This is a genomic window from Chrysiogenia bacterium (genome assembly GCA_020434085.1).
In the GTDB taxonomy this organism is placed as follows: Bacteria; JAGRBM01; JAGRBM01; order JAGRBM01; family JAGRBM01; genus JAGRBM01.
This window is the reverse complement of the sequence record JAGRBM010000022.1, coordinates 1-7,575: the sequence shown is the minus strand read 5'-3', so window position 1 is coordinate 7,575 and position 7,575 is coordinate 1. Positions and strand designations below refer to the sequence as shown.

Annotated in this window: 7 protein-coding genes; 6 read left to right on the top strand and 1 reads right to left on the bottom strand. The window is 63.0% G+C overall.

Features of this window, described 5'->3' with window-relative positions; genetic code table 11:
* The first annotated feature begins 347 nt into the window (after positions 1-347).
* Both KDH09_00540 and KDH09_00535 read left to right on the top strand, forming a co-directional pair.
* Positions 348-770, top strand: a complete 423-nt coding sequence (locus KDH09_00540; GenBank protein ID MCB0218153.1) for a TonB family protein — start codon at positions 348-350, stop codon at positions 768-770.
* A 125-nt stretch (positions 771-895) separates the two neighbouring features.
* Positions 896-1,411 carry a hypothetical protein gene (locus tag KDH09_00535; protein MCB0218152.1) on the top strand — a complete coding sequence of 172 codons (516 nt, stop codon included), beginning with the start codon at positions 896-898 and terminating at the stop codon, positions 1,409-1,411.
* A gap of 107 nt (positions 1,412-1,518) precedes the next feature.
* On the opposite strand, the gene clpB is transcribed toward KDH09_00535, so the two are convergent.
* Entirely contained in the window at positions 1,519-4,134 is a 2,616-nt protein-coding gene (clpB, locus tag KDH09_00530; protein ID MCB0218151.1) for an ATP-dependent chaperone ClpB, read from the bottom strand.
* A gap of 275 nt (positions 4,135-4,409) precedes the next feature.
* Here clpB and KDH09_00525 point away from each other — a divergent pair, with 275 nt between their 5' ends.
* From KDH09_00525 to KDH09_00510, 4 genes are all read left to right on the top strand, one after another.
* A complete protein-coding gene (locus KDH09_00525) occupies positions 4,410-5,141 on the top strand; it encodes an ABC transporter ATP-binding protein (GenBank protein MCB0218150.1) in 732 nt (243 codons plus the stop codon).
* Positions 5,138-5,902: an ABC transporter permease subunit gene (locus KDH09_00520; GenBank protein MCB0218149.1), complete on the top strand. Its 765-nt coding sequence runs from the start codon at positions 5,138-5,140 to the stop codon at positions 5,900-5,902. The genes KDH09_00525 and KDH09_00520 overlap by 4 nt, the downstream gene beginning before the upstream one ends.
* A 63-nt stretch (positions 5,903-5,965) precedes the next feature.
* Complete coding sequence (locus tag KDH09_00515; protein MCB0218148.1) at positions 5,966-6,964, top strand: ABC transporter substrate-binding protein; 999 nt, start codon at positions 5,966-5,968, stop codon at positions 6,962-6,964.
* The gene (locus KDH09_00510) at positions 6,964-7,410 is read left to right on the top strand and encodes an acyl-CoA thioesterase (GenBank protein MCB0218147.1); all 447 of its coding nucleotides are present in this window, start codon (positions 6,964-6,966) and stop codon (positions 7,408-7,410) included. Before KDH09_00515 ends, KDH09_00510 begins: the two co-directional genes overlap by 1 nt.
* Positions 7,411-7,575 lie beyond the last annotated feature (165 nt).

Below are 7,575 nucleotides of genomic sequence, written 5' to 3'. Positions count from 1 at the left end.
GCTTTCCGATGATCAGGAAGAAAAACACCCCGACGAAGGTCGCCGCTCCGAAGACCGCCAGATAGAACACGGCCTTCTGCAGAAACGGATCGTTCCAGCCTGTCATCTCGGGTGTCACGTGCCTGCTCGGGCTCCCCTCACGCCGGGCGTCCCCACGCCGCAAATCTCCAGTGTGTTTAGGTATTTAGCCCAAGCGGGCGGGGGAGGGAAGGGCGGGCGGCTATCGCGATGGCGGGCTCTCTGGTATCGTTAAACTTATGTCTACAGGGATTACGTTGCCGCGCCACTATGTTATTGCCGTATTGGTCGGTTGTTTGCTGCTTGCCACTTCCTGTGGAGACGACCGATTGGATTTGGGTAACGGTCTTTATATCGATGACGTGGCCAGCATCGGGCCAAACGATCAGCTACCTGACCGGGTGCTCGATCCAATGGGATATCGTACGCCAGAGACGATTGCCGCGACGGTTCGTCGATACAACTCGGGTTTCAAGGTTCTGTATAACCGCTTACTGAGAGAGAACCCCAACGTCCGAGCAGGTTCGGTCCGTGTAATTTTCAGTATTGACCCAACTGGTCTGGTTCATGACGTTTCAATCCTAAGCTCTGATTTCTCAGACTGCCCTGAATTCGAGACTGAATTGATCAAGCGGATTCCCCGGATCAAGTTTGCGCCGGTGCCGGGAGACTCAGATTCCGTCGTCGAGTTTCCACTCCGGTTCAGTCCTGGCACGTTTAGGCGCTTTGATTCCCCGGCCACAGTTCAGTGATCCCTTCGGAACAACAGTTTTCTGCTTTCTGACTCCCAAAAGGTGACGCCCCGGAGAGGGATGCGATTCTCCGGGGCTTCGGGTGTGGTCACCGCGGGTCAGCGCGGTATAAGGGTGGATCGGGAATGCCAAAACGCTATGCTTCACCCATGTCTTCTGGCCCCAATGAACGAATTCGCTCCAAAGGCAGCGCAATGCTCATTGCGTTGGTGCTGGTCTATGGAACCCTTCCGCTCGGATGTGCTCAGAAGCCGAAGACTTTGGCAGACTGTCGCAAACTACAGAATGCCGAGGACGAGATCGTGCCTGACGGGTCATCAGCTGATAAGCGACATCGTCGTTCATTCCGATCAATTAGCTGTGTGATGAGACTCCACGCGGGTAGCTACAAGGCTCTCTACGACGATGTCCTTTTCAGCGAGGGGTTCCAGGGGTCTCATTCCGCAGGTAAAATCAGCATCAAATTTACCATCCTTGCGTCTGGTGAAGTAGTCGATGCACGGATTGTGTATTCGGATTTCTCTCATCAACCCGGTTTTGAAGAGAAAATGTTGGCGCTGACCGAGACAATCCGCTTCCCTGAACTTGCTCCTGACTATGGGGCGGTAACTGCCGAATTCCCCTTTGTCTTCAACCCCTGACCCCAAAAAGGTGACGCCCCGGAGAGGGATGCATCTCCGGGGCGTCGGGGGTGGTCACGGCAGGGGGGGGAGGGGGGGAACCCACCGTGACCGAAGCTGCGGGGGCGTTAGCCCGCTGCAGCTCGGGGGACTTGTTCGGTCTCGGCGGGGGTGAAGGTGAGACCTTCGCCTGCGCCCTTGTCGACGCGCAGGGTCGTGCCCTCGCTCACCTGGCCTTCGAGGATCTTCACCGCAAGCGGATCGATCAGCTCGTGCTGGATGGCGCGCTTCAGGGGGCGCGCGCCGTAGAGCGGGTCGTAACCCACGCCGCCCAGATACTCGCGCGCGGCGTCGGTGAGTTCGAGCTTGATGTCCTTGTCGGCAATCACGCCCAGCAGCCGGTCGATCTGGATGTTCACGATCTCGGCGATTTCCTTGCGCCCAAGGGCGTGGAAGAAGACCGTGTCGTCGATGCGGTTCAGAAACTCCGGCCGGAAGGTCTGGCGCAGTGCCTCGGTGAGGAGCTTCTCGCGCTCTTCATCCTTCATCTCGGAATCGAGCAGATACTGCGAGCCCACGTTGCTGGTCAGGATGAGCACGGTGTTGCGGAAGTCGACCGTGCGCCCGTGGCCGTCGGTCAGACGCCCGTCATCGAGCACCTGCAGCAGGATGTTGAACACGTCGGGGTGCGCCTTCTCGACCTCGTCGAGCAGCACGACCGAGTAGGGGCGGCGGCGGACGGCCTCGGTGAGGTAGCCGCCCTCTTCATAGCCCACGTATCCCGGGGGGGCGCCCACCAGGCGGGAGACGGCGTGTTTCTCCATGAACTCGCTCATGTCGATGCGGACCATGGCGTCCTCGGTATCGAAGAGGAACTCGGCCAGGGCGCGGGCGGTCTCGGTCTTGCCGACGCCCGTGGGACCCAGGAACAGGAAACTGCCGATAGGGCGATTGGGGTCTTTGAGACCCGCGCGGGCGCGGCGCACGGCGTTGGAGACGGCCACAAGGGCCTCTTCCTGGCCGACGACGCGGCTGCGCAGCGCATCTTCCATGCGCAGGAGTTTTTCCTTTTCGCCTTCGAGAAGCTTGTCCACCGGCACGCCGGTCCAACGGGCAACAATGCCCGCGACGGTCTGGTCGGATACCTCTTCCTTGAGCATGGAGCCTTCGGCTTCCTGCTTCTCAAGGGCGGCCTCGACCTCGGCGCGTTTCTTTTCGAGCTCGGGCAGCTTGCCGAACTTGAGCTCGGCGGCCTTCTGCAATTCGCCGGCGCGCTCGGCCTGCTCCATCTCGAAGCGGACCTTCTCGATCTCTTCCTTCACGGCGCGGCCGGCCTGAATGGCTTCCTTCTCTTTTTCCCACTGGGCCTTGAGGCCGGAGACGTCTTCCTTGAGGTTGGCGATCTCTTCCTCGACATTGGCCAGGCGCTCCTTGGAGGCCTTGTCCTTTTCCTTCTTGAGCGCCTCGCGCTCGATCTCGAGCTGGATGATCTTGCGCTCGATCTGGTCGATGGGAAGCGGCAGCGAGTCGATCTCGATGCGCAGCCGCGAGCCGGCCTCGTCGATGAGGTCGATGGCCTTGTCGGGCAGGAAGCGGTCGGTGATGTAGCGGTTCGAGAGCGTCGCCGCAGCCACGATGGCGGAGTCGGCGATGCGCACGCCGTGGTGCACTTCGTAGCGCTCTTTCAGACCGCGAAGAATTGCAATGGTGTCTTCGACGCTGGGCTCGCCCACGAAGACCTGCTGGAAGCGGCGCTCCAGGGCGGCGTCCTTCTCGATGTACTTGCGGTATTCATCGAGGGTCGTCGCGCCCACGCAGCGCAGCTCGCCGCGCGCCAGCGCGGGCTTGAGCAGGTTGGAGGCGTCCATCGCGCCGTCGGTCTTGCCGGCGCCCACCAGGGTGTGGAGCTCGTCGATGAAGAGAATGATCTGGCCCTCGGCCTCGGTCACTTCCTTGATGACGGCCTTGAGGCGCTCCTCGAACTCGCCGCGGTATTTCGCTCCGGCAACCAGCGCGCCCATGTCGAGCGAGCAGACCTTCTTGTTTTTGAGCCCCTCGGGCACGTCGCCCGCGACGATGCGCTGGGCAAGGCCCTCGGCGATGGCGGTCTTACCGACGCCGGGCTCGCCGATCAGGACCGGGTTGTTCTTGGTGCGCCGCGAGAGCACCTGGATGACGCGGCGGATTTCGTCGTCGCGGCCGATGACCGGGTCGATCTTGCCCTGGCGGGCACGCTCGGTCAGGTCGATGGCGTATTTCTCGAGTGACTGGTAGGTCGCCTCGGGATCCTGGGAGGTGATCGGTCCCGAGCCGCGGATCGCCTTGAGGACGCTCTCCACCGACTGGGGCGTCACGCCCGCGGCCGAGAGGGCTTCCTTGGCCGGGTGATCGCTCACCTTGGCCATGGCGATGAGGACGTGCTCGGTCGAGACGTAGGCGTCCTTCATCTTGGCCGCCTCGTCCTGGGCGACGTCGAGAATCTTTTTCAGTGAGTTGGCGAGGTAGAGGTCGGCCCCGCCTTCGACCTTCGGAAAGCGCTCAATGGCGCGGTCGAGGTCGGACTTGAGCTGGGCAACCGACACGCCGATCTTCTGGAGGATCGGCAGCGTGGCGCCGTCCTCCTGTTCCAGAAGGGCCTTGAGCATGTGCGGCGACTCGACCACCTGGTGGCCGGCGCGGCGCGCAATCTCCTGGGCTTCGAGCAGGGCTTCCTGCGTCTTGGTCGTGTATTTATCGAATCGCATCCCTTGTTTCCTTTTTGCCGGGAGAGCACCCGCAAGAAGGCACCCGAACCCGACGGCTTCGTTCTATAAGTAAACTAAGTATTCTTTTTTGAGTTTCAAGGGGTTGCCCGAACCCGAAAAGTGGTGCCGCCGGCGAAGGGGAGGAAGGACGCATTCTCTTGGATGGGGGAGTATCAAGAGAGAGCTACCGGCGGCACCGTAAAGAAGTTAACCACGAATTTCGCATCACCAAGGGGGAGGCCGACAAGGCAATGGGCATGCTAGCCTCAGGCGCAATGAGCGATGCAGCGGCAGTATCGGCGCGGGGACTCTCGCTTCGCTATCCGGGCGGAACGCTCGCACTGGACGGGGTGGATTTCTCGCTCGCTCCGGGCGAGTTCGTTGCCGTGCTGGGCCCTTCGGGCTGTGGCAAGTCCACGCTCCTGCGCATTGCCGCGGGGCTCGAATCCCCTACTGATGGAACAGTCGAGATCGCCGGCGACGCGCGCACGGCCTTTGTCTTTCAGGACCCGACCCTGCTGCCCTGGCGAACCGTCACTGCAAATGTTGGACTTCCGCTGGAACTGCAGGGCAGGGCGGATTCAGAGGCGGTGGGCGCCGCCCTTGAGCTGGTCGGCCTCAGCGAGTTTGCAGGCAGCTACCCACGCGAGCTCTCGGGCGGGATGCGGATGCGTGTCTCACTGGCCCGCGCGCTGGTGGGGGCGCCGCGGCTCCTGCTGCTGGACGAGCCCTTCGGCGCGCTCGACGACATCACGCGCCGCAGGCTGGGCGAGGAACTGCTGGCCATCTGGCAGCGCGAGGGCTGGAGCGCCCTGTTCGTTACCCACAACGTGGCCGAGGCTGCCTTTCTCGCCCGGCGGGTGCTCGTGATGAGCGAGCGTCCCGGGCGCATTCGCGCGAGCATCGAGATCCCCTTCGATTACCCGCGCGGCGCCGAGCTGCGCGCTGCGCCGGAGTTTGCGCGCGTCTGCGGTGAGCTGAGCCGCGCGCTGGAGGACGCCCGATGAAGACCTGGCTGCCTCCGCTGATCGCCTTCGCGCTGGTCGTGGGACTCTGGGCCGCGCTGGCGCGGGTCTTTGAAGTGCCTGCGTACCTCGTTCCCATGCCTTCGGCGGTGGGGGGCGCGATCGTCGAACATCTGGGCGCGCTGGTTTCGGCGAGCCTGCTCACCGGGGCAGGGGCGCTGGCGGGTTTCGCGGCAAGCCTCATTGTGGGGATCGCGAGCGCCTGCCTGTTCTCGCAGTCAAAGTTGCTGGAGCGCAGCCTCTATCCCTACGCGATCTTTCTGCAGACCGTGCCTATCGTTGCAATCGCGCCGCTCATCGTGATCTGGTTCGGGACCGGGTTCCTGAGCGTCGTGGTAGTTGTCTTTGTCGTGAGCGTGTTCCCGGTCATCACGGCCGGCACCGCCGGGCTCACGCGCATCGATTCGGGGCTGCTCGATCTCTTCGCACTCTCGGGCGCCAGCCGCGCGCAGACCCTGTGGAAGCTGCGGCTTCCGGGCGCGGTGCCCTCGCTGGTGACCGGCGCAAAGGTCGCGGGCGGGCTCGCCGTGGTGGGCGCAATCATGGGGGAATTCTTCGCCGGTTACGGCGCCGCGCGGCAGGGGCTGGGCTACCTCATCATCGTCACCTCGGGGCAGCTCAAGACCGCCTACCTGTTTGCCGCGATCTTTGCCGCCACGCTGCTGGGGCTTGCCTTCTTTACGGGCGTGTCGCTGGCCGGGCGCTGGATCCTTGAGCGCTGGCACGGCGAGGCGCCCCAATAGCCGGGCGCGGCGCTGCCCGCTATGATGCGCGCGCCTTGGAACTGAGCCCACGGGGGAGCGAAAATGAACAAGATCTGGAGCCTGCTGGCCGCGCTGGTGATCGTGTGCGGCGCGGGCGGCTGCGAGAAGAAATCCGAAACACGCGACGCGGCAAAGGCCGCCGGGCCGCACAAGGTGAGCCTGGCGCTCAACTGGTTTCCCGAGGCCGAGCACGGCGGCTACTACGCCGCCGAGGTCGAGGGCTACTACAAGGACGCGGGTCTCATTGTCGAGATCCAGCCCGGCGGGCCCGAAGCACCGGTGCTTCCGCGGGTGGCATCCGGGCAGGTGGACTTCGGCGTCTCCAATGCCGATGAAGTCCTGATGGCCCGCGCCGCCGGGGTGGACGTCGTCGCCCTGATGGCGCCGCTGCAGATCAGCCCGCGCTGCATTCTCGTCCATGCCGACTCGGGCATCGAGAAGCTCGAAGACCTCAAGAACCTCACCCTGGCCATGAGCGTGCGCAACGCCTTCGGCCACTACCTGCAGAAGAAACTCCCCCTCGAAGGCGTTGAAATCGTTCCCTACGCCGGCAACGTGGCGAAGTTCCTGACCGACAAGAACTACGCCCAGCAGGCCTACAACATCAGTGAGCCCTTCGTCGTCAAGGAGCAGGGCGGCGCCGCGCGCTGCCTGATGGTCTCGGACATCGGTTTCAACCCCTACACCAGCCTGCTGGTAACCAGCACGAAGTTCCTCGAAGAAAACGAGGACGCCGTGGCGGCCATGGTGCGCGAGTCGGTGCGGGGCTGGGGCTACTACATCGTGCGCTCGGGCAGGGCGAACAACCGCATTCGTGAACTCAACCCCGAGATGAGCCAGGAAATCCTGATGTTCGGCGTGGAGCAGCTCAAGCCCATGGTGCTCGATCCCGAGGCCAAGGAAGCCGGGATCGGAACGATGAGCCTGGAGCGCTGGAAGATGCTCAACAACCAGCTCGTCGAACTCGGCATGATCGAGAAGGGAAGCGCCAAGCCCAAGCAGGCCTTCACCACCAAGTATCTCCCCGGAAAGGTCTTCTGATGGTCTCGCGCTCGGATTTCCAGTTCTTCTATCCGCTGCGGGTCCGCTACGCAGAGGTCGATGCCCAGGGCATCGTCTTCAACGCCCACTACCTGACCTATTTCGATTGTGCGATGACCGAATACATGCGCGCGCTGCCCTATTCCTATCAGGGGCAGATCGAGGCGGGCGAGGACTTCCACGTCGTCCGCGCGCTGGTGGAGTTCAAGGCGCCCGTGCGTTTCGATGAAGAGATCGAAGTGGGCGCCCGCGCCGCAGAAATCGGCCGCTCGAGCGTGCGTTTTGAAATGGGGATCTTCGGCAAGGGCGATGACCAGCTCCGCGCCACCGGAGAGATCACCTGGGTCAACGCCCATCAGGAAAGTGGCAAGAGCGCGCCGCTGCCCGAAGACTTCGTCGCGAAGATCCGCGCCCTCGAAGGCGATCACGTCATTCGAAAATCGTGAAAATTTAAATCGATCGAATGTAGGGGCGGGGTCTACCCGCCCTGCTTGATTCAGGGGGCGAGTAGACCTCGCCCCTACAAATTCTGTAATTTGCGCATTTCCAATCCGACAAGATGATCGGCCCGCTTGGTAGGCTCGGGGATGCGCGTGCGATTGGCCAGGCGC

What these genes read in the sequence shown, in the direction of transcription:
- KDH09_00520 (MCB0218149.1), top strand. Translation starts at nt 5,138, where the DNA reads ATGAAGACCTGGCTGCCTCCGCTGATCGCCTTCGCGCTGGTCGTGGGA.
- KDH09_00510 (MCB0218147.1), top strand. Translation starts at nt 6,964, where the DNA reads ATGGTCTCGCGCTCGGATTTCCAGTTCTTCTATCCGCTGCGGGTCCGC.
- KDH09_00535 (MCB0218152.1), top strand. Translation starts at nt 896, where the DNA reads ATGCCAAAACGCTATGCTTCACCCATGTCTTCTGGCCCCAATGAACGA.
- KDH09_00525 (MCB0218150.1), top strand. Translation starts at nt 4,410, where the DNA reads ATGAGCGATGCAGCGGCAGTATCGGCGCGGGGACTCTCGCTTCGCTAT.
- clpB (MCB0218151.1), bottom strand. Translation starts at nt 4,134, where the DNA reads ATGCGATTCGATAAATACACGACCAAGACGCAGGAAGCCCTGCTCGAA.
- KDH09_00515 (MCB0218148.1), top strand. Translation starts at nt 5,966, where the DNA reads ATGAACAAGATCTGGAGCCTGCTGGCCGCGCTGGTGATCGTGTGCGGC.